The organism is Xanthomonas sp. NCPPB 3218, assembly GCF_056725185.1.
Window position 1 is genome coordinate 4,635,704 of the sequence record NZ_CM161516.1, and the last position, 19,832, is coordinate 4,655,535.

Sequence of the window (19,832 nt, forward strand, 5' to 3'; positions counted from 1 at the left end):
TCGATGAATACTTCCGCCGATCTGCTCAAGCAACTCCGCATCGACCGCCAGCGTCCTGCCGCCCCCGAACCTGCACGGCGCGGCGGCTGGATCATCGCCGCCGTGATCGTCATCGTGCTGCTGGCGGCCGCGGCGTGGTGGTTCACCCGTCGCCCGGTGGCGAAGGTACAGACCGCAGCGGTGGTGGCGATCGGCGCTGGCAGCCGCAGTGCCTCGGTGCTGGACGCATCGGGCTACGTGGTGGCGCGGCGCATGGCCACGGTGTCGGCGCAGGTCACCGGCAAGGTGCGCGAGGTGATGATCGAAGAAGGCATGCGCGTCGAACAAGGCCAGGTGATGGCCACGCTGGACCCGCTGGATGCCGATGCGCAGCGCACGCTGTCGGCATCGCAGCTGTCGGCCGCACGCAGCCAGGTCGACAACATGCAGGCGCAACTGGCAGTGGCCAATGCCGATGCGGCGCGGCTGCAATCGCTGGTCGGTGCGCAACTGGTGTCGCGCTCGCAGTACGAGCAGGCCACCGCACAGCGCGATGCCTTGCGCGCACAGCTGCAGAATGCGCAACGCAATGTGCGCGTGGCATCGGACCAGCTGGCGATCTCGACAATCCGCTCGGACTTCAACGTGGTGCGTGCGCCGTTTGCCGGCGTGGTCACCGCCAAGGCCGCGCAGCCCGGCGAAATCGTCTCGCCGCTGTCGGCCGGCGGCGGCTTCACCCGCACCGGCATCGGCACCATCGTGGACATGGAATCGCTGGAGATCGAAGTGGAAGTGGGCGAGTCCTACATCGGCCGCGTGCAGCCGAAGATGCCGGTGGAAGCGGTGCTCAACGCGTATCCGGAATGGAAGATTCCCGGTGAGGTGATCGCCATCATTCCCACGGCCGACCGCGGCAAGGCCACGGTGAAGGTGCGCGTGGCGCTCAAGCTCAAGGACCCGCGCATCGTGCCGGAGATGGGCGTGCGGGTGAGCTTTCTGGAACGGGCCAATACGCAGGAGGCCAGCAAGCCGCAAGGCGTGCGCGTGCCGGCTGCGGCACTGGTCGAACGCGACACGCGCACGGTCGCGTTCGTGGTCGGCGAGCGCAACACCGTCAGCATGAAGACGGTCACTCCCGGGATGGTGATGGGCGAGGACCGCCAGGTGGTGTCGGGTTTGAGTGCGGGCGACAGCGTGGTGCTGGATCCGCCAAAAGGCCTGAAAGACGGCGACACGGTGGCCGAAGCCGACGCGGCCGCTGCCGAGTGACTGCGCCGGTCACTGCAATCACCAGCTGGGCAGCGACGCCGCTCCGGGGAGCGCGGCGCCCACGGTGGCGGCAATGGCTGATGCGGTCGTGGCACCTGGATGGCGCTGCGATCGCGCAAGGCGATGCAACCACATAGCAACGATCACAGCGGCGTTGGTGATCCACAGCCAGCGGCGTCATCGGTCAGTGCAGACCTAGCCGCCTGGCTTGTCGCCGCCATGCGTCGTCGCGCATGTCCCAGCAGTTGCGTCTGTCGTCATCCAGCCTCGCACCGTCTTGCCGCCTCACCGTCACCGCATCGCCGTGCTGCCGCCTCATGCAATCGCGGTCGCCATGCCGCATCGCGCTTGCCTCTTTCCATTGCACCGTCAGGAGTCGCCATGACCGCTCTCGTCAGCTTGCGCAACATCACCAAGACCTACCAACGCGGCCCCGAGCAGGTGCAGGTGCTGCACGGCATCGACCTGGAAATCGCCAGTGGCGACTTCGTCGCATTGATGGGGCCGTCCGGCTCGGGCAAGACCACCTTGCTCAATCTGATCGGCGGGCTGGACAACCCCAGCGGTGGCGAGATCGAGATCCAGGGCGAGCGCATCGACCGCATGAGCGGCGGCCAGCTCGCGACCTGGCGCAGTCACCACGTCGGCTTCGTGTTCCAGTTCTACAACCTGATGCCGATGCTCACCGCGCAAAAGAACGTGGAGCTGCCGTTGCTGCTCACCGCGCTCAACGCCGCGCAACGCAAGCGCAATGCGGAAATCGCCCTGACCCTGGTCGGCCTGCAGGAACGCCGCAACCACAAGCCCAGCGAACTGTCCGGCGGCCAGCAGCAGCGCGTGGCGATTGCACGCGCGATCGTGTCCGACCCCACCTTCCTGATCTGCGACGAACCCACCGGCGATCTGGACCGCCATAACGCCGAGGAGATCCTGCGCCTGCTGCAGGAACTCAATCGCGAACACGGCAAGACCATCGTGATGGTGACCCACGACCCCAAGGCCGCCGAGTACGCCACCCATACCATCCATCTGGACAAGGGCGAGCTGGCCGATGCGCCGCTCGTGCTCTAAGGGAGTGCTGCCATGAAGTATCTCTGGCTGGTGTGGGCGCAGTTGTTCCGCAGCAAGACCCGCACCTTGTTGACCTTGCTGTCGGTGGTGGCGGCGTTCCTGCTGTTCGGCATGCTCGATTCGGTGCGCGTGGCCTTCACTTCCGGCGGCAGCGTCAGCGGCGTGAACCGCCTGGTGGTGGCCTCGCGCCTGTCGATCACCCAATCGCTGCCGATCAGCCTGGAGCCGCAGATCCGCAGCGTGCCGGGCGTGCGCGATGTGACCTCGGCGATGTGGTTCGGCGGCATCTACCGCGACCCGAAGAATTTCTTCCCGAACTTTTCGGTAGCGCCCAATTTCTTCGACGTCTACAGCGAGTACGAGCTGCCCAAGGAACAGCTCAAGGCGTTCCAGACCACGCGCACCGGCGCCATCGTCGGCGAGACCCTGGCCAAGGCCAATGGCTGGAAGATCGGCGACACCATTCCGCTGCAGGCCACCATCTTCCCGCGTGGCGGCAGCAACGACTGGCCGCTGCAACTGGTGGGCATCTTCCGCATGAAGGACCGCGCGGTGGCGGCCAATCAGGAACGCCAGTTGATGATGAACTGGAAATACTTCGACGAGTCCAACGACTACATCAAGAGCAGGGTCAGCTGGTACACGGTGACGTTGCGCAACGCCGACCAGGCCTCGCGTGTGGCGCAGGCGATCGACGCGTTGTCGGCCAACTCCGATCATGAAACCAAGTCGCAGACCGAATCGGCGTTCCAGCAGGCCTTCATCAAACAGTTCGCCGATATCGGCCTGATCGTCACCTCGATCATGGCCGCGGTGTTCTTCACCTTGCTGCTGCTGACCGGCAACACCATGGCGCAGGCGGTGCGCGAGCGCATACCGGAGTTGGCCACGCTCAAGACGCTGGGCTTTCAGGACCGCACCGTGTTGAGTCTGGTGATGGTGGAGTCGGTGCTGTTGATCGGCCTGGGCGGGTTGATCGGCATGGGTCTGGCATCGCTGGTGATCCCGCTGGTGGCCGCACGCAGCGGCGGGGTGATGCCGGTGCAGGGCGTGCCGCTGCAGACCTGGTTGGTCGGGCTGGGCCTGATGGCCGGCATCGGCATCGTGGTGGGTGTGCTGCCGGCGCGACGCGCGCAGCGCTTGAAGATCGTCGATGCCCTCGCCGGCCGCTGACAGGAGCATGCAGATGCAAACCCAATGGAAGAACCGTCTGGTCAACCTGCTGTCGGTCGTGTCGCTGGCCGTCGGGTTGGCCGTGTGGATCGCGCTGCCGTGGATCGGCGTGCTGGTCGCCGCCGCCTTGCTGGCGGTGTGGCTGGTTGTCACGCGCAGCGGCCGGCTGTCGTTGGCCGCCGCACGTATCGGCATTGCCACACTGCCGCAACGCTGGGGTGCCAGCTCGGTGATCGTGGTCGGCATCGCCGGTGTGGTCGGCGTGCTGGTGGCGATGCTGGCGATGGGCCAGGGGTTTCAGGCCACGCTCAACAGCACCGGCGACGACACCACCGCGATTGTTCTGCGCGGCGGCTCGCAGGCCGAAACCAACTCGGTGATCACCCGCGACCTGGTGCCGCTGATCGGCAGCCTGCCCGGCATCGCCGCCGATGCCAGGGGCCGCCCGCTGCTCTCGCCGGAGCTCTCGCAGGTGGTCAACATCGCCTCCAGATCCGATGGCACCGACGTCAACGCGCAACTGCGTGGCGTGGGCGAACAGGCCTGGGCGGTGCACGACAAGGTCAGGCTGGTGCAGGGACGGCGCTTCACCCCCGGCCTGCGCGAGATCGTGGTCGGCAAGGGCGCGTTGACTCAGTTCCGCGGACTGCAGCTGGGCAAGACGCTCACTCTCGGCAGCCAGCAATGGACCGTGGTCGGCGTGTTCGCCTCCGGCGATGCGCACGATTCGGAGCTGTGGACCGATGCGCAGACGCTGGCCACCACCTACAACCGCAGCGCCTACCAGTCGATCAGCGTGCGCACCACCGGCAAGGCCGGTTTCAGCCAGTTCAAGACCGCCATGGCCGCCGATCCGCGGCTCAAACTGGATGTGGAAACCACCCGTGCCTACTACGGCAAACAGGGCGGTGGCTTGAACAGGTTGATCAGCATCCTGGGCACGGTGATCGGCGCGATCATGGCGGTGGGCGCGGTGTTCGGCGCGCTCAACACCATGTATGCGGCGGTGGCCACACGCGCGCGCGAGATCGCCACGATGCGGGCGATCGGTTTCCGCGGCACGCCGGTGATCATGGCGCTGATGCTGGAGACCATGCTGCTGGCGCTGCTGGGCGGCTTGCTCGGTGGCCTGATCGCCTGGGCCATCTTCAATGGCTACAGCGTGTCCACGCTGGGCAGCAACTTCAGCCAGATCGTGTTCCAGTTCAAGGTCTCGCCGGAGCTGTTGTGGAGCGGGCTCAAATGGGCGCTGGGCATTGGCCTGGTCGGCGGGCTGTTCCCGGCCTTGCGCGCGGCGCGGTTGCCGATCACCACTGCCTTGCGTGAGGTGTAGCGCGGGCCTTGGCCCGCCGGGAATCGGGAGTGGGGATTGGTGACAGCCAAAGCGGAGCAAGTGCGCTGCTGCGGCTGAACGCAATGCGGGTTGTCATCGTTCTGTCACTGCACTGCGGTAGATGCGCGGGCCGGGCAGGCCGTAGGCTGCCCGGCCGTTGCATCCATCGATCTTCGCCCATGACGCGCCTGATTCTGCTGGCCTGCGCCTGCCTGTGGCTGGCCGGCTGTTCCTCGTCCTCCACCTCGCTCAGCGAGCGCCTGGTCGCGCCCGGCGGCACCTCGCCGTTGCTGGACGAGGAGCGCATTGCCGCCACCATCGCCACGGTGCCCAACCGCAGCGGGCATGTGGTCACGCGCGATCAGGTGCCGATCTTCTGGCGCGCGATCGACCCCGGCCAGTACGCCATGCACTACCGCTATCTCGGCCAGCGCCACGATCCGGCGCATGCGCTGGATGTCGATTTCAGTTTCAAGGTGCCCACCGCGACCCCGCCGACGCCACGCGGCACCGTGGTGCTGCTACATGGCTGGATGATGGATGGCGATTCGCTGCTGCCATGGTCGCTGGAGCTGGCGCAGGCCGGCTACCGGGTGATCACCATCGACCTGCGCAACCACGGCCATTCCGGCGGTGGCCCGTCCGGTTACGGCACGCGCGAATCCGACGATGTCATCGACGTGCTCAATGCGCTGCAACCGCGTGGCGAGATCCGTGGCCCGCTGTACCTGTTCGGCATTTCCTACGGCGCCGCCACCGCGCTGTTCACCGCCGACAAGCTCGGGCCGCGTGTGACCGGCGTGGTAGCGATGGAATCCTTCGCCAACGCCGGGCGCGGCATTCGCGACATGGTCCCGCACCTGCTCGCCAGCCAACCGAATGGCTGGCGTGGGCAGGCGGTGGCCGCGTATGCGCGCTGGCGCTATGCCGACCAGGATATCGATGCGGTGATCGCCGCCGCCGACCGCCAGCTGCAGCTGGACCTGGACCATGTCGATGTCACGCAGGCCTTGGCCGACACGCGCAGCTGCGTGCTGCTGGTGCATGGCGATGCCGATCAGCACATCCCAGTCGCGCATGGGCGTGCGCTGGCGCTGGCCAGCCCGCGCGCGCACTACGTCGAGCTGCCTGGCGAAACCCATCTGAGCCTGCCGCTGCGGCTGGATCTGCTGGGTGGGCCGATCGACCAGTGGCTGGCGCAGACGCAACAGGATCCAGGCCACTGCCCCGCGCCGCAGGCACTGCCGACCTCCACGCTGGCGGTGGCGACACCGGCGTTGGCGCCGCGCGGCTGAGAGCGGCTGACAGACGTCGCCAACAGTCGTCAGGCGGTAGCTAACCGCGCGTTACGAAACGGTGGGTCTGAATGATATGCCGTTGACTGCACCCGCCCTGCGGTGAACGCAGTGGTCTGTTGCTCGCCCTGAATCCAGGCAGGAGCTGCGCAACGGCAGGCTGTCGAAGCGCGCACCGCGCTGCTGCCCACCGCGCAACGCAGCCGCTGCGCGATCGCCCGGATCGCGCAGCGACCGATGCTTAAGGCGTCACCACCACCGGCCGCCGCTGCCGCCACAGGCTATCGCCGACGAACAGCAGCAGCCCCACCCAGATCGCGGCAAATCCGATCGCGCGCCCCTGATCGAACGGCTCGTGGAAGAACCACACGCCCAGCAGCAACTGCAGGCTCGGCGCGATGTATTGCAGGATGCCCACCAGCGACAGCGGAATCCGCCGCACGCCATACGCAAACCCGATCAGCGGCACCGCGGTCAGCACGCCGCCCAAGATCAGCAGCAGATCGGTACGCAGATCCCAGCCGCTCAGGAAGGCGCCGCCATGGCCCTGCTCGCCCCAGCCCGCCAGCAGCAGCGCCGGCACGAACAGGTACACGCTTTCCACGCCCAGCCCGGCCACCGGATCCACCGCCACCAGCTTGCGCAGCAGGCCGTAGGCACCGAACGAGAACGCCAGCCCCAGCGCGATCCACGGCGGCGCACCGGCATCCAGGGTCAGCCACAGCACGCCCACCGCCGCACACACCACCGCCACCCACTGGATGCGCTGCAGGCGTTCCTTCAGCACCAGCACGCCCAGCAACACGCTCAGCAGCGGATTGATGAAATAGCCCAGGCTGGCCTCGATCACATGCCCGGCGTTGATCGCCCAGATATACAGGCCCCAGTTGAACGCAATCGCCACGCTGCTGCCCGCCAGCATCCATAGCGCGCGCGGCTGCGTGGCGATGGCGCGCCACCAGCGCAGGCCCGAGGTGGCCAGCAACCACGCCACCACCAGCAGCGCGCTCCAGACGATGCGGTGCGCGATGATCTGCAGCGACGGCACCGCCTTGAGCAGGTGCCAGTACAGCGGCACCAGGCCCCAGATCACGAAGGTCGATGCGGTGATCAACAGCCCGCGACGCGCCTCGGTCGGCGAGACCGTCGTCATCGCCGCGCCTTGGCCAGGGTCACCACCAGCACGCCGGACAGGATCACCGCCATCGCGCCGATGTCGTGCGCGCTGAAACGCTCATGCCCCAGCCACGCACCCAACGCCACCGCAATCACCGGGTTGACGTAGGCGTAGCTGCCGGCCAACGCCGGGCGCACGTGATGCAGCAGCCACACGTAGGCGGTAAACGCCACGATCGAGCCGAACACGCACAGGTAGGCCACGGCCAGCAGCCCCTGCGAGGTCGGCAGGCTCTGTGGGCGCTCGCCGATCAGCAGGCCGGTGCTGACCAGCAACACGCCGCCGCACAGCATCTGCCCGGCGGCAGTCATGAACGGCGACGGCAGGTCGCGTCCGCGCGACCACACCGAGCCGAAGGCCCAGCCGATCGGCGCGATCAGCAACAACACCAGCCCGCCCGGCGTGGCGGTCAGGCTGCTGCCGGCGTTGAGCCAGACCACGCCCAGAAAGCCGATCACGATACCCAGCCATTCGCCACGGCTGGCGTGCTGCCCGCGCAAGGCGCCGAACAAGGCCATCCACAGCGGCACCGATGCCACCGAGGTGGCGGCCAGGCCGGACGACACGCTGCGCTCGGCCAGCACCACCATGCCGTTGCCCAGCAGCAACAGGGCCGCGCCCATCATCGCCACGTTCTTCCATTGCGCGCGCGTCGGCGCAGCCACCCCGCGCCAGCGCAGCACCGCATACAGCACCGTGCCGGCCACGATGAAGCGCGCCCCGGACACCATGGTCAGCGGGAGCGCGCCGCCTTCCAACGCAAAGCGGATCGCCAGATAGGTCGAGCCCCAGACCACATAGACCAGCAACAACGCGACAACGACCAGGCCGCTGCGCGCAGGCGCTACAGCATCGTGTGAAGAGGACATCGAAGATTGCCAAATACAGCGGAAGCTTCAATTCTAGATCACCTGCCCACGCCAACGTCGTACGCCTCTCGGGCGCCTGCCGCGGTATGGTGCGCATTGATCCCCGGCCCGGAGTGCATATGCAGCGTCGCGTCCCCTGGTTGATGTTGGCCGCCCTGACCGTGCTATCGGCCAGTGCATTGGCACGCGTACCCGAACCCTGGGAGCCCAGCGGGCGCAAGCTCCTCGAGGCCGGGCTGGACGGTTCGTTGGCGCCGGAGATCGCGCCCGAACAAACCGAGCTCAAGGTCATGCTCTCGGCGAACCGCGCCGGCGCTTACCTGCTCGGCGTCGCCAGCAGCAGTTACCGCACGCAATGGTGCATGCCGGCCGGCAAGAGCGGCCCGCCGGACATGCAGGCGATCATCAGCGATATCGGCGCGCTACCCGATGCACGCCTGGACGAGGCCGCACCCGCATTGATCGTGCAGGCGCTGGCCAAGCGCTACCCGTGCCGCAAATAGGCGGCTCGGTCGCCGCAAGCCGGCTAGACCAACCGCCACGCAATGGCCGGATGCACTGACGTTCGCCTCGCCGATCGCCCGACGCCCGGGCTCGAAAGCAGCAGGCGTTTGCACACCGCTGGCCCTACTTGCGCGCGGCGTCGCTGCTGGCGCGGATCGCCTTGAACTCCGAACCGTCCTGCCAGCTCGGCCACTGCCGGCCGTTGGCCAGCGCCACGCCGACGTCGTAGACCAGGGTGGTGTCGGCCGCGTGGCCGCTGGCATCCCATTGCGGGGTCCAGCGATCGCAGGGCTGGTGATAGCACTCGGCAAAATACTTGTCGCGCAGCGCCTTGCCGGCCGCCACGCCGCCGTCGAGCATGTCCAGCCCGGGACCGGCGGTGATCGCCGGCACGCCCATGCGCGCAAAGGCGAAATGGTCGGCGCGGTAGAAGAAGCCCGCTTCCAGATTCGGGTCCGGCGAATAGCTGCGGCCGCGCGCCTTGGCCGCGGTTTCCAGATCGCCTTCCAGCGACACCCGTCCGCGTCCCCACGAGGCGATATCGCGGGTGGGGCCATCGGGGCTGAACATCTCCATGTTGAGTACCGCCACGGTCTTGTCCAGCGGCGCCAGCGGATGCGCGGCGTAATAGTTGGCGCCGAGCAGGCCCTTCTCTTCCGCCGTCAACGCGATGAAATACAGCGTGCGCTGCGGCTTGGGGCCGGCCGCGAACACGCGCGCCAGTTCCAGCACGCTGGCCACGCCGGTGGCGTTGTCCACCGCGCCACGCCGCACCGTGTCGCCGCCGGCATCGGCCTTGCCTACGCCGAAGGCATCCCAGTGCGCGGAGAAGATCACCGTCTCGTCCGGATGCTGGCTGCCGGTGAGCTTGGCCACCACGTTGTGCGTGACCACGCGCTCGCGCTTGAGCTTGAAGTCCACCGACAGCGTCGCATCGCCCAACGCCACCGGGGCGAAGTCGCGCTGCTGCGCGCGCAGCTTGGACTGCGCAAAATCCAGCCCGGCGCGCTGAAACAGCGACACCGCCAACGTCTGCTGCATCCAGCCACGCACCGGCACATGCTGCGCCTTCGCATCGGCATCGCTGCGTTCGATATCGAACAACGGCGACAGGCCCGAACTCTGCACCGTCGCCCAGCCGTACGCGGCCGGCGCGGTCTCGTGCACGATCAACACACCGGCGGCACCACGACGCGCGGCCTCTTCGTACTTGTAGGTCCAGCGGCCGTAGTAGGTCACCGCCTTGCCATCGAAGGCGCCAGGCTGGCTGGATTCGAAGTCGGCATCGTTGATCAGCATCACCGCGATCTTGCCGCGCAGGTCCACGCCCTTGTAGTCGTCCCACTGCCGCTCCGGCGCACTGATGCCGTAGCCCACGAACACCAGCGGTGCATGCTTCAAGCGCACCGCGTCCTGCGGACGCAGGCTCTGCAGGGTCACATCGGTGCCATTGACCAGCGTCTGGCTCTTGCCGCCGACACGCAGGCTGGCGCGCACCGGGCCATCGACCTGCGCGCGCACCAACGGCACCGCCTGGGTCCAACCGCCCTGCTCGCCACCCGGCTGCAGGCCGCCAGCCTTGAACTGCTCGACCAGGTAATCGACCGTGCGCTGCTCGCCGGCACTGGCCGGCGCACGGCCCTCGAACTCGTCCGAGGCCAGCAGGCGCACATGCCGCGACAACGCTTCGGCATCGATGCCGCCACCGGGCAGATCGTTGGCGGCCTGCGCCACGCCCCCCACGAACAGGCAGGCGGACAACAACAGGATGCGCATCGGATTCACGGCATGGCCTTGCAACAGATAGATGACACACAGTTTACAAGCGCGCGGCCGTCACGGGAGCGCTTTGACCAGCGTTGGCAGGCGCGATGTCTTCCTCTCTAGCAGGCCCCTTGGGCTGCATGGATGCTGTCACGGAGCTCGATGGCGGATTTACCGTGTGTCCTGCAAGCGGCAAAGACACCGCGCGCTCCGCTCACAGAGCTCTTGGTTCACGCCTCTGATCGCGCCTAAACATGACTACGGTTCGAAGTCTCGATTGCTTTGGCGTTGTGCTTCGAGAGCCTGGACAGTGCGGATAGATCAGCTGCAGAGCTGATGATTTGCAGCTTGGCTGCAAGGCCCTTGCCCGCCCACCATCGCGGGACACGCCGCAAGTACGTCCATGTAGGCTCTTACGCGGCATCCATGCCGCGTAAGGTCCCGCGACGGTGAGCGGACAAGGACCCGTCGGGATGGTCGGTGTGCATGGTTAAAAGCGGTGCATGACCTGCGCCGGTCGGATCACTTGTGCGTTCGATTAGCGCCTCACCATCTTTCGATCACAAGCCGAGCGGCGGACACGCGTCAACACGCAACTTAAAACGTCTCAGCTACGACCACTAGCCGAGCAACAAGCTTTCAAAAGCAGCCGACCAACTCTCTGGTGCGGTGTCCTCGCCGGTTGCGGGACCGTGTGGCGGCATGGATACCGCCACCGCGCCTCCACGCACGGATTCACGGCAAGTCCCGCAAGCGGTGAGGGCACCGCGCGCTCGACCGACGCGGCTTTTGACTGTCGCCGAACGACGCGACGACTCGCTGCAGCGTTCTAGTGGGGTGTTACCCACTCCAGTGGTGCTAATTGGTACGCGTCGCGCGATCCAGCCAGCACGCCAGGCCCTGCGCGTTGAGTTCGATATCGGTGCCCAGCAACTGCGCCACGCGTGCATCGTCCAGCCGGCAGCCGTGCAGGCGGGCGCGTTGCAGATACAGGTCGGTCAGCGCCGCCACCATGCAGCGATGGCGGTCAGCATGCTGCGCGCAGTCCAGCGCGATGGCGGTCATCGCATGGATCTGCTCGACCAGTGCCTGCGCCAACGGTGCCGGCGATTCGACCCGGCCGTAGTGGGTGAGATACATCGCCTGCGGCGCGGTCTCCATCAGCCGCGCGATCGAGTGCAGCATCGCCTCCGGTTCGAACTGCACCGGCGAGGAGGTCGGCAGGATGAAGGCGCCTTGCGCGCTATCAAGCTGGCGATACGACAGGCCGAAGGTGTCGCCGGTGAACCAGCTGCGGCTGCGCGCATCCCACACGCACAGATGATGGCGTGCGTGGCCCGGCGTCTCGATGGTGCGCAGCGCGCGCTCGCCCAGCATCACGGTCTGTCCGTCGGCCGCTTCCAGCACGCGCTCGGCCGGCACCGGCACGATCGCGCCGTAACTGCGCGCCATTTCCGCCGCGCCGTACACCGCCGTGGCACCGGCGATCAGTCGGGCGGGGTCGATCATGTGCGGCGCGCCGCGCGGATGCACCAGCACCCGCGCATTGGGCAGATGCTGCAGCAAGGCACCCGCTCCTCCGGCGTGATCCAGATGCACGTGGGTCAGGATCAGCCAGTCCACCTGCGCCGGCGTCAGCCCGGCCGACTGCAATGCGGCCAGCATCTGCGGCACCGACAGCGAAGTGCCGCAATCGACGAAGGCGCCGCGTTGCGCCTCGACGATCAGGTACGCCGCATCGAACTGCACCCCGCCAAAGCCGGCGTCGATGGTGTGGATGCTGGAATCGGCGGTCGCTGTCATTGCTCCCTCACGGCTATGCGAGAGGCCACAGTCTAGCCACCGGCTCCACAGAGGTGTCGTTACGCCTCGCGCAACACGCGCAGCGCCGCCAGGATCACCTCCGCCTCCACCTGCGCATGCACGCCCGGCAATTGCAGGTCGCTGCCTTGCCCGGCCTGCTTCAGCCGCGCAATCAGCTGGCCCGCATCGCGTGGCGAGGCGAAGCCATCGCTCTGCAGCAGCAACGCACCGGCGCCGTCGGTCAACTTGAAATAGAACTGCCCGTCGCTCTCGCGGTATTGCTTGAACACCGGCGGCGCGCTCTTCTCGCTCGCTGGCGTCGTAGCCGCATCGCCCTGGCTGGACAGATCGCGCAGCCCCACCGCAGCACGCAGCTCGGTCAGGAACGGAGTGGCGTAGCGTGCGCGCAGACGTGCGCCACCGGCGCGTAGAATCGCCTCGATCTTGGCCGGCTCGGCCATCAGCGCCTCGTAGCGCGTGCGCAGCGGTGCGATCTCCTGGTCGATACGCTCGAACAGCTGTTGCTTGGCGTCGCCCCAGCCGATGCCATCGGCAAAGGCCTGCGCAAAGGCCGCCGTTTCCTGCGGCGTGGCAAAGGCCTGGTACAGCTGGAACAATGCCGACCCCTGCGTGTCCTTGGCTTCGCCGGGCGCGCGCGAATCGGTGAGGATGGAGAACACCAGCTTGCGCAATTCCTCGCGCGGGGCGAACAGCGGAATCGTGTTGCCGTAACTCTTGCTCATCTTGCGGCCGTCCAGACCCGGCAAGGTCGAGACCTGCTCGTCGATCACCACCTCGGGCAGAGTGAAAAAGTCGCGGCCATACACGTGGTTGAAGCGCTGGGCGAAATCGCGCGCCATCTCGATATGCTGGATCTGGTCGCGCCCCACCGGCACCTTGTGCGCGTTGAAGATCAGGATGTCTGCGGCCATCAGCACCGGGTACATGAACAGGCCGGCAGTCACGCCCGCATCGTCGTCTTCGCCGTCGGCGCGATTCTTGTCCACCGCCGCCTTGTAGGCATGCGCACGGTTGAGGATGCCCTTGCCGGCCACGCAGGTCAGCAGCCACAGCAACTCGGTGGTCTCCGGCACATCGGACTGGCGATAGAACCACACCGTTTCCGGGTCCAGGCCGCAGGCCAGCCAACTGGCGGCGATCTCCAATGTGGAGCGCTGCGTCCGCGCCGGGTCCTGCGCCTTGATCAGGCTGTGCAGGTCGGCCAGGAAGTAGAAGCTTTCCGCATCGGCAGCCGTACTGGCCTGGATGGCCGGGCGGATCGCGCCGACGTAATTGCCCAGATGCGGGGTGCCGGAAGTGGTGATGCCGGTAAGGACGCGAGTGGTCATCTGCGTAAGGCCAGGGAGTCAGCACGCAAGTTTAGCGGTTCCGTGCCCCTGACATGAACGAGACGGTGCCTTGTACCTGCCGCTACCGGCAGCGGCGGCAGACGCAAGACGGGCCGCATCGAGCGGCCCGTCCTGCGCAGTTGCGCTCACCACGGCGGGTGGGCGCGGTTGCGTGGCACCGTCAGGTGTCGTCGCGCAACGACTTTTCGAAGGCGCGCACCTCGGTCTGGGCGCGGTCGCGATCCCAGCCGTAGCGCTCCTGCAGCTTGCCCTGCAGATATTCGGCGTTGCCCTCGGCAACCTTGAAATCGTCGTCGGTGAGGTCGCCCCACTTGGCCTGCGCCTTGCCCTTGAGCTGGGTCCACTTGCCGGAAATGATGTCAGTGTTCATTGCGTCGACTCCGCTGATGCGGCCGCGATTGACCGTCTGCGCAGGTTGCCCACCGCACCGTTCGCCGCAGATCAAAAGCCGTCAAACCCGCACTCACCGCACTGAACGGTTGCCGACGCTTGCGGCGCAGCTCTACGCATGACCGCGCCGTCGCATGCCCAGATGCGTCGCCGCGCTGCCCTGCCTGCGCAAGGCATCAGGCAAAAAAAACGGGCCTTGCGGCCCGTTTTTTCTGCATGCAGCGCTAGATTACTTGCGCGCAGCGTCTTCCACCTTCTCGCCAGCGCCCTGCACGTCCTTGCCGGCACCTGCGACGGTGTTGCAACCCGACAGCATACCGACCGACAACACCGACAGCACCAGCAGCACAATTGCACGCTTCATAACAGACTCCTTCGTGGGTAAAGCGGCGGCTTGCCGCAGATCAATCAAATCAAACAACTAGGGTTCAAAACGCAAGGATCAGCACTTACCGTCGCTGCAGTTGTCGGCCTTCTTTTCGACCTTCTCGCCTGCACCCTGCATGTCCTTGCCGGCGCCGGCCATGGTGTTGCAGCCAGTCATCACGCCGGCCGAAAACAGGCCCAGTACCATCAGTGTCAGCAGTCGCTTCATCGGTCTTCCTCAGTTCTGCGTTCGGTGCAGACGCACCGTGTCTGGCGACAAATCTGACTGCGCGGCCGTGGATTTGATGTGAACGCGGCGTGCTGCGTTCAGCGATCGATCAATCTCGCATCAGTGTTGACTTGCCGAACAGGCTCTCGACCAGATCCACCGCCAGCTCGGCGGTGGCGTTGCGGTTGTCCAGGACCGGATTGAGCTCGACGATGTCCAGCGACCCCATACGCCCGGTGTCGGCGATCATCTCCATCACCAGCTGCGCCTCGCGGTAGTTGGGCCCACCCGGCACGGTGGTGCCCACGCCCGGTGCGATGCTCGGGTCCAGGAAATCCACGTCGAAGCTCACATGCAGATGGGTGTCATCACTCATCCCCTGCAGGGCGGTCTCCATGGTGCGCTTCATGCCGGCCTCGTCGATGTAGCGCATGTCGTAGACATCGATGCGGTGCTGCTTGATCAGGCGCTTTTCCTCCGGGTCCACCGAGCGGATGCCGATCTGCCGCACCTGCTCGGGCAGCAACGCCGGTGCGCTGCCGCCCAGATGCGTCAACGCCTGCGGGCCCAGCCCGCACAGGCAGGCTACCGGCATGCCGTGCACGTTGCCCGACGGCGTCACCTCGCTGGTATTGAAGTCCGAGTGCGCATCCAGCCACAGCACCCGCAGCGGGCGTTGCTGCTCGCGGCAGTACTTGGCCACCGCGGTGATCGAACCGATGCCCAGGCAGTGGTCGCCACCGAGCATGACCGGCATGCGGCCGGCGCGCAGCTGCGCATAGCTGGCCTCCATCAGCGCCTGGTTCCAGGCCACCACCTCGTCCAGATGCCGGTAGCCGGCCTGCGGGGCCTGCCAGGGATTGCGCGGGCCATCCAGGTTGCCCAGGTCGTGCACCTCCACGCCGCGGCCGATCAAAGCCTCCTGCAGCCCGGCGATGCGCAACGCCTCCGGCCCCATCCGCGCACCACGGTGGCCGGCACCGATGTCGGTGGGAACGCCAATCAGGGAAACCGGCAGGTATTGCGTCGCCATGCATTGCTCCAGCATCGAGAAAGCGCTGCAGTCTAGTCGCCGGCTCGTGCGCTGACGCGCGGCAGCGCAGCACGGCGTCCGGCCTGCGTCACCGATCACGCAATCGCATTTGCCCCTGCAGCAATCGAAAGTGCGGCCGATAGTGCGTAGCGGGCAAATGGTCGGACCGGTACGGACGGCAGGCGCAACACCGCGGTACAGGCGCGCTGCAGTCAGGCCGGAGCACTGGCAGTGCATCGGCCGCGCCCGCTTGGCGGCGGCGACCAACGCGTTCTGGCCGCTTGAAGTGACGTGGTTGGGCAGTTTGTGGCGTATCTGCGCTTTACGGACTGTGCTTGTCTGACCGCACAGTTAAGAGATTGAGGGTGCTATGACGATGACGGAAGGTGCCGATGCTACTGTTCGCCCGCCAGCGCGGGACCCGGTGTCATCGACAAGGTCTTTCATCGCGCAGCGGGTTTCGTACAGGGGAGGATTTCATGCCGCATAACGCCGTCAACCAGGTCGTCAAGGCTGCCGTGGGCGAGGTCGCGCGGGCGTCGCACCAATACGATCTGCAGCGCATCGGGCGCGAGTTCGCGCAGACCATCGAGCGCGAGCCGGGCATCCGTCTGCTGATGCTGTCCACTGCCGACGGGCGCGCCATCGCCGAACAATCCAGCCTGGATGTGGACGGTCGCCGGCTGGCAGCGATGGCCAATTCGTTCCTGACCCTGGGCGAGACCCTGGCACGCGAATCCAGTCTGAGCGAAGCCGACTACGCCACCATCAGTACGCGCGGCGGGCAGCTGGTGCTGATCCGCATTCGCGCCGACAAACCGCTGACGCTCACCGCGGTGGGCAGCAGCGATCTCAATGCCGCAGCGCTGCTGTTCAACGCACGCGACTGCGCCGGCCGACTGGCGACAGCGCTGGCGCAGCCGGCCGACTGAGCGTTTGGCACTGTTCGTGCTTGTGCCAGTGCACTGAATTTCTCACCGCTCGTAAGGACGACCCGTGTCAAAACTCAATTTGGAACACCTGCATTCGATCGCCGGCTTCGTCGGCGCTGCCCTGGTCGATAGCGACAGCGGCATGGCGCTGGGCATGACCGGCGGCACCGATCTCAACCTGGAACTTGCCGCAGCCGGCAACACCGAGGTGGTGCGTGCCAAGCGCCGTATCGCCGAGCAGCTCGGCCTCAACGACACCATCGAAGACATCCTGATCACCCTGGCGCGTCAATACCACCTGCTGCGCCCGCTGGAGAGCAACGGCACCTTGTTCCTGTACGTCGTGCTGGATCGCGCCAAGGCCAATCTGGCCATGGCCCGTCATGAGCTCAAGGCGTTCGAGAAGACCCTGGACTTCGGTTGATGCCAACCAGGCGGCGCGCACGCGTCGCCTGCCCGGCCTGCCGGTGCGCACCGGCAGGCACCGCACTTGCTACGCGCCGACGCGGCGCCCTGTCATGACCTCACCCATTCACACCATGCGGGTCGCCACGGCCGGCCTGGACCTGCTGCACACCACGCGCCTGAAACTGGCGTGCTCGTTGCTGCTGGCCGAGCGCATCGACGTGCAGTTGGGGCAATGGCCGCAACACGCCGCCGAGGTGGTGGTGCTGGGGCTGGAAAGCCCCGATGGCCTGGCCGCCTGGCAGGCCTTGCAGGGGCAACCGGTGCGTGTGCTGGTGGTGTCGCGGACACCGGTCGGCGGCGCATGGCTCAAGCACGGCGCCACCGTGCGCGAACTCAACGAGCAGATGCGCCTGTTGCTGTCGTCCTCCGATCATGCGCAGGTCGCCGAGCCGGCCTTGCTGGTCCGCCATTGCCGCGGCGAATTCGGCACCGCTGCGGTGCTGCTGCGCAACGGACATTTGCAGGTGCGCGTGGACCCGGCCGACAGCTGCGTGCAGCTTCCCGCCGGCATCGCCTTGACCGAGCTGCTGGCGGCCCTGGATCGCCCCGGCTGGCAGGTTGCGCCGGACACCGCCGGTAGCGCACTGAGCCAACGTATTTCCTTCGAAGCGCTGTACTTCGCCCTGCCCGAGCACCTGCGCCCCGCGCTGCCGGCGGTCGAACCCAGCCATGCGCTGCGGTTGCGGCAATGGCCGGAGCTGAGTGCCGAGACCAGTTCGCCGGCGCAGCTGCTTGCCATTGCCCACCTGCATGCGCGCCCGTGGCGCCCGCAGGCGCTGGCCAATGCTTGCAAGCTGCCGCTGCAAACGGTGGAATGCCTGTTCGCCGCTGCACTTGCCAGCGGCCTTGCCCAGACTGCGGAGATTCCCGTGCCTGCAACGCAGCCCCGTCCGGACAGCAGCAACTCCCGGTTTTTCTCCTGGGTCGCACGTCGCTTTGGCCTCTCTCTCTTTCAGGCGCAGTCATGAGTCTTCCGGCCAACAAACTGGTGTTCGTTGGCGGCATGGGCGCCGGCAAGACCACCGCCGTGCGCGCCATCTCCGACGTGGAGCCGGTCAGCACCGAGATGCCGCTCAGCCAGGATGCCTACGGGGACAAGACCTACACCACGGTCGCACTGGACTACAGCTCGATCGAACTGGAAGACGGCGAGTTGCTGCACGTCTACGGCGTGCCCGGGCAGAAGTACCTGGATTTCATGTGGCCGCTGGTGTGCGACGGCGCGTTGGGCGTGATCGTGCTGGTCAGCGCGCGCGATCCGCAGATGCGCGATGCCACCGTGGCCTTGCTGCGCGAGTTTTCGCAGATCGCACCTGCGGCAAGCCTGGCGGTGGGCATCACCATGACCGACGAAATGCAGGACTTTTTGCTGCCGCCGTTCCGCGACGCGCTGGTGGCCGAAGGCTTCCGCATCCCGGTCATGCGCGTGGACGCGCGCTCGGCCACCCAGATCACGTTCCTGGTGAAGTCGCTGCTGTCCTATCGTTACACCTCGGCGACCAGCTGAGCGGCCGTGCGCGTGGCGCATGCCGACATGGTCGGCGAACGAGCAAAACAAGGAATCCGGTCACGACGGTGCCTGATCGGGCGTCACGCGGGGGATGCCGCCTCTAGGGTGGCGGCGACGCGTCCATCTTCCTTGATGCCAGACACGCGACGCGAACGTCATACATTCGAGCGCTTTGCCTGACTTGTTCAGTATGCCGCGCAGCCAGAAATCAGGGCATCGGGACGTTCCCGACATCGCGCAGGACATACCGGTCATACGGCATATGCAATAGCGCCAGCAGCCGGCGGTCGTGATGCGGTTGTTGTGCATGCCCGGCACTGCGTTGGATATAACGGTCGTCAAGCCATCTCGCACAGGCACCGACGCGCGGCAGCGGCGGTGCCATCGGTAACGCGCAGCGCAGACCCGATGCGCCGGGATCGGCCGCTGCAGGGCGACGTCCGCGCCAATGCCAGGTGCTGATCCAGCACCATGATCGGATAAAGTAGCGCGATGACAATCGAACTGAAGCCAGGCGGTCTACTGATCGCGATCGAAGGTATCGACGGCGCCGGCAAGACCACCCTCGCCCGCAGCCTGGCCACCACGCTGGAATCGGCCGGCGCGCGCGTGGTGCTGAGCAAGGAGCCGACCAACGGCCCCTGGGGCACCCAGCTGCGCCAGTCCGCCGCCACCGGCCGCCTCAGCGCCGACGCAGAAGCCGAGCTGCTGATCCGCGACCGCCACGAACACGTGGACACCCTGATCGCGCCGGCGCTGGCACGCGGCGACATCGTGATCCTGGACCGCTACTTCCCCTCGATGGTCGCCTACCAAGGCGCCGCCGGCCTGCCGCTGGACGATCTGCTGGACCGCAACGCCTTCGCGCCGCGCCCGGACGTGCTGCTGCTGCTCGACCTGCCCCCGCCCACCGGCCTGGCGCGTATCCGCGCCCGCGGCGATGCACCCAATCACTTCGAAACCCAGGACAACCTGGAGCGCTGCCGCAGCATCTTTGCGCAGCTGCAGTTGCCGGGGAAGCACGTCGTGGACGCCAGCGCCGATGCGGACAGCGTGCTCCGCCAGGCCCACGCCATCGTCGTTGCCGCACTGGCCGAACGCCTGCGCGTCGACGCCACCGATGCCGACCAGGCCACGTTGGAACTGCTGTCGGCCGGTCGCCCGGCCTGAGTCGCTGCGCGTCCTGCGCGCAGGCAACAGCAACTGGCGCGTTGTGATTGGCGGGCCGCGGGCAGATAGCTGTTTCGGCCGATCACACCGGACAAGGCGCGGCCCGGAGACGCTGACCCAACAGCGC

Annotated in this window: 20 protein-coding genes; 11 read left to right on the plus strand and 9 right to left on the minus strand. The window is 66.8% G+C overall.

Annotated elements, in window-relative coordinates:
- The first annotated feature begins 3 nt into the window (after window positions 1–3).
- From AC1PLS_RS19485 to AC1PLS_RS19505, 5 genes are all read left to right on the plus strand, one after another.
- Window positions 4–1,248, plus strand: coding sequence for an efflux RND transporter periplasmic adaptor subunit (locus AC1PLS_RS19485; RefSeq protein ID WP_184434801.1), 1,245 nt, complete (start codon window positions 4–6; stop codon window positions 1,246–1,248).
- 381 nt (window positions 1,249–1,629) lie between these two features.
- Window positions 1,630–2,319 (plus strand): ABC transporter ATP-binding protein, encoded by a 690-nt coding sequence (locus tag AC1PLS_RS19490; RefSeq protein ID WP_024939051.1) that lies wholly within the window; start codon window positions 1,630–1,632, stop codon window positions 2,317–2,319.
- A gap of 12 nt (window positions 2,320–2,331) precedes the next feature.
- Window positions 2,332–3,492: an ABC transporter permease gene (locus AC1PLS_RS19495; RefSeq protein ID WP_046344898.1), complete on the plus strand. Its 1,161-nt coding sequence runs from the start codon at window positions 2,332–2,334 to the stop codon at window positions 3,490–3,492.
- 7 nt (window positions 3,493–3,499) lie between these two features.
- Window positions 3,500–4,825, plus strand: coding sequence for an ABC transporter permease (locus tag AC1PLS_RS19500; RefSeq protein ID WP_374057821.1), 1,326 nt, complete (start codon window positions 3,500–3,502; stop codon window positions 4,823–4,825).
- Between the two features lie 179 nt (window positions 4,826–5,004).
- Window positions 5,005–6,120 carry an alpha/beta fold hydrolase gene (locus AC1PLS_RS19505; protein WP_434982898.1) on the plus strand — a complete coding sequence of 372 codons (1,116 nt, stop codon included), beginning with the start codon at window positions 5,005–5,007 and terminating at the stop codon, window positions 6,118–6,120.
- A 241-nt stretch (window positions 6,121–6,361) separates the two neighbouring features.
- Here the strand turns inward: AC1PLS_RS19505 and rarD are convergent, their stop codons facing one another.
- Both rarD and yedA read right to left on the minus strand, forming a co-directional pair.
- On the minus strand, window positions 6,362–7,273 hold the full coding sequence (rarD, locus tag AC1PLS_RS19510) for an EamA family transporter RarD (protein WP_184434805.1): 912 nt from the start codon (window positions 7,271–7,273) through the stop codon (window positions 6,362–6,364).
- On the minus strand, window positions 7,270–8,166 hold the full coding sequence (gene yedA / locus AC1PLS_RS19515) for a drug/metabolite exporter YedA (protein ID WP_024939056.1): 897 nt from the start codon (window positions 8,164–8,166) through the stop codon (window positions 7,270–7,272). Before yedA ends, rarD begins: the two co-directional genes overlap by 4 nt.
- Window positions 8,167–8,252: 86 nt before the next feature.
- Here yedA and AC1PLS_RS19520 point away from each other — a divergent pair, with 86 nt between their 5' ends.
- Window positions 8,253–8,669 carry a Rap1a/Tai family immunity protein gene (locus AC1PLS_RS19520; protein WP_046344903.1) on the plus strand — a complete coding sequence of 139 codons (417 nt, stop codon included), beginning with the start codon at window positions 8,253–8,255 and terminating at the stop codon, window positions 8,667–8,669.
- Between the two features lie 124 nt (window positions 8,670–8,793).
- On the opposite strand, the gene AC1PLS_RS19525 is transcribed toward AC1PLS_RS19520, so the two are convergent.
- The 7 genes from AC1PLS_RS19525 to rocF form a co-directional block, all read right to left on the minus strand.
- Window positions 8,794–10,446, minus strand: coding sequence for a M28 family metallopeptidase (locus AC1PLS_RS19525; RefSeq protein WP_439655023.1), 1,653 nt, complete (start codon window positions 10,444–10,446; stop codon window positions 8,794–8,796).
- 846 nt (window positions 10,447–11,292) lie between these two features.
- Window positions 11,293–12,237 carry an MBL fold metallo-hydrolase gene (locus tag AC1PLS_RS19530; RefSeq protein ID WP_184434807.1) on the minus strand — a complete coding sequence of 315 codons (945 nt, stop codon included), beginning with the start codon at window positions 12,235–12,237 and terminating at the stop codon, window positions 11,293–11,295.
- 59 nt (window positions 12,238–12,296) lie between these two features.
- Window positions 12,297–13,586, minus strand: coding sequence for a tryptophan--tRNA ligase (locus AC1PLS_RS19535; protein ID WP_184434809.1), 1,290 nt, complete (start codon window positions 13,584–13,586; stop codon window positions 12,297–12,299).
- A 181-nt stretch (window positions 13,587–13,767) separates the two neighbouring features.
- Window positions 13,768–13,977: a CsbD family protein gene (locus AC1PLS_RS19540; RefSeq protein WP_016904514.1), complete on the minus strand. Its 210-nt coding sequence runs from the start codon at window positions 13,975–13,977 to the stop codon at window positions 13,768–13,770.
- A gap of 249 nt (window positions 13,978–14,226) precedes the next feature.
- A complete protein-coding gene (locus AC1PLS_RS19545) occupies window positions 14,227–14,361 on the minus strand; it encodes an entericidin A/B family lipoprotein (RefSeq protein WP_016904515.1) in 135 nt (44 codons plus the stop codon).
- Window positions 14,362–14,439: 78 nt separating this feature from the next.
- Window positions 14,440–14,592: an entericidin A/B family lipoprotein gene (locus tag AC1PLS_RS19550; RefSeq protein WP_006451340.1), complete on the minus strand. Its 153-nt coding sequence runs from the start codon at window positions 14,590–14,592 to the stop codon at window positions 14,440–14,442.
- 109 nt (window positions 14,593–14,701) lie between these two features.
- Window positions 14,702–15,625 (minus strand): arginase, encoded by a 924-nt coding sequence (gene rocF / locus AC1PLS_RS19555; RefSeq protein WP_046346094.1) that lies wholly within the window; start codon window positions 15,623–15,625, stop codon window positions 14,702–14,704.
- 479 nt (window positions 15,626–16,104) lie between these two features.
- On the opposite strand from rocF, the gene AC1PLS_RS19560 reads away from it, so the two are divergent.
- From AC1PLS_RS19560 to tmk, 5 genes are all read left to right on the plus strand, one after another.
- A complete protein-coding gene (locus AC1PLS_RS19560; protein ID WP_054591235.1) occupies window positions 16,105–16,557 on the plus strand; it encodes a roadblock/LC7 domain-containing protein in 453 nt (150 codons plus the stop codon).
- A 64-nt stretch (window positions 16,558–16,621) separates the two neighbouring features.
- Complete coding sequence (locus tag AC1PLS_RS19565) at window positions 16,622–16,981, plus strand: roadblock/LC7 domain-containing protein (protein WP_016904518.1); 360 nt, start codon at window positions 16,622–16,624, stop codon at window positions 16,979–16,981.
- Between the two features lie 94 nt (window positions 16,982–17,075).
- Window positions 17,076–17,993 carry a hypothetical protein gene (locus AC1PLS_RS19570; RefSeq protein ID WP_065033461.1) on the plus strand — a complete coding sequence of 306 codons (918 nt, stop codon included), beginning with the start codon at window positions 17,076–17,078 and terminating at the stop codon, window positions 17,991–17,993.
- Window positions 17,990–18,532 carry a GTP-binding protein gene (locus AC1PLS_RS19575; protein WP_016904520.1) on the plus strand — a complete coding sequence of 181 codons (543 nt, stop codon included), beginning with the start codon at window positions 17,990–17,992 and terminating at the stop codon, window positions 18,530–18,532. Before AC1PLS_RS19570 ends, AC1PLS_RS19575 begins: the two co-directional genes overlap by 4 nt.
- Before the next feature lie 495 nt (window positions 18,533–19,027).
- A complete protein-coding gene (gene tmk / locus AC1PLS_RS19580; protein ID WP_184434811.1) occupies window positions 19,028–19,705 on the plus strand; it encodes a dTMP kinase in 678 nt (225 codons plus the stop codon).
- Window positions 19,706–19,832: the final 127 nt, after the last annotated feature.